Below are 1730 nucleotides of genomic sequence, written 5' to 3'. Positions count from 1 at the left end.
TGTCTATAGCGAGGGTATTTTCGTCGGGTATCGGTTCTATGATTTAAAAGAAATCGTCCCCGCTTTCCCGTTCGGGCACGGGCTCAGCTACACCTCGTTTACGTATGAGAATATGGAGCTCGACAAGAGCGAGATCGGCGCGGATACGAGTTGCACGGTGCGTGTTACTGTCCGTAACAGCGGATCGGTCGCCGGCAAGGAAGTCGTCCAGCTTTATGTGCGCCCGCTTGCGCCCGGCCTGAAGCGGCCAATCCGCGAACTCAAGTCCTTCGCCAAGCTGCATCTGCAGCCTGGCGAGACGAAGACGGTGAGCTTGACGCTGAGGCAGCGCGATTTCCGCTATTTCGATACGGCACGCTCCGCTTGGGTTCTCGATGCGGAGGCTTTCGTGATCGAAGCTGCGGCATCCTCGCGCGATATCCGCTTGTCAGTTACTCTGCCATGTAAGTTGCCCGCTCCTGTGTTGCCACTGATTTCGCCCAATTCTCCAACAGCCCTCGTCTTTGCCCACCCTAGGGCTGAGGCTGTTCTTGTCAGTTTCTTCGTCGCCAGGCTTTCGATCTCAAGTGCAGAAGCTACGGCGCTTCTTGCAAAAACGAAGGGGTCCTTTCTCGGATTCTACGACACTTTGAGCTGGTATGTCGGAGATAGCGTCAAAGAGACGGATATCGCCAAGATCTTTGCAGGACTAAACGACCATTGACCTGAGGGCCGAAATGACAACCGCAATATACGCAACCGACCCCCTTTTTGCTGCCGAAGAATGGATAGCAGCTGGTCGTGATGTTTCGATTGCGACCGTGATCGAAACCTGGGGTTCGGCGCCGTGTTTGGCGGGCAGCCATCTAGTGGTCGACGCTGATGGCAATTTCGAAGGCTCGGTCTCCGGCGGCTGCATCGAAGGTGCGGTGATCACGGCGGCCATCGATGTGATTGCCGACGGCAAGGCGCAGATGCTGGAATTCGGTGTCGCGGACGAAACTGCCTGGCGAGTCGGCTTGTCCTGCGGCGGGCGCATCCGCGTCTATGTCGAAAGGATCGGCTGATGCGCCTCAACAGTCTGCAAAGCCTGAACGCCGCGCGTCGAAAACGTGTTGCCGCAGTGCTTCTGACCGATCATCATGCCGACGAGGAGCATGTCATCCTGGAAGGTGACCCGATCGAGGAACCGTTTGTCGCACTCGTCGAACGTGCCTTTCGGTCCGGCCGCTCTATAGCCTTCGACAGCGCTTCCGCAAGCGGCTTCGTCAACGTTTACATGCCCGCCCCGCGTATTGCCATCATCGGCGCCGTCCATATCAGCCAATGTCTGACGCAGATGGCAAGGCTCGCTGGCTTCGATGTGCGGGTCATAGACCCTCGCACGGCCTTTGCGACGCGGGATCGCTTTCCTGACGTGCTGCTGTCCGCCGATTGGCCTGCCGATGCGCTTACGGCCGATCCGCTCGACCGTTACACCGCCTTGGTCGCGCTCACCCACGATCCGAAGATCGATGATTTTCCCCTGGCCGCGGCATTGCGCACCGGCTGCTTCTACATTGGCGCACTCGGCAGTCAAAAGACCCACGCCGCGCGGACCGAACGCCTTGCCGCGGACGGCTTTGGCGCCGATGCACTTTCAACCATCCACGCTCCGATCGGGCTTGATATAGGTGCGTCCAACCCCGCCGAGATCGCCGTGGCCATATTGGCTCAGGTCATCCAGGCGCTTCACTCGCGCCGCCCCTCGC

Annotated in this window: 3 protein-coding genes; all 3 read left to right on the top strand. The window is 59.1% G+C overall.

The features are described from left to right. Window positions 1–703: fibronectin type III-like domain-contianing protein (locus AC1D1Z_RS37085; RefSeq protein ID WP_477853799.1), on the top strand; the 703-nt coding region annotated here is incomplete at its 5' end. Between the two features lie 13 nt (window positions 704–716). Beyond that, window positions 717–1046, top strand: a complete 330-nt coding sequence (locus AC1D1Z_RS37080; RefSeq protein ID WP_018245247.1) for an XdhC family protein — start codon at window positions 717–719, stop codon at window positions 1044–1046. Next, the coding region (locus AC1D1Z_RS37075; protein WP_477853797.1) for an XdhC family protein at window positions 1046–1730 on the top strand (685 nt) is incomplete at its 3' end. The genes AC1D1Z_RS37080 and AC1D1Z_RS37075, both read left to right, overlap by 1 nt.

The organism is Rhizobium sp. P1_E1 (assembly GCF_056406015.1).
Note: the sequence above shows the minus strand (reverse complement) of the source record. Positions and strands in the feature narration are given on the sequence as shown.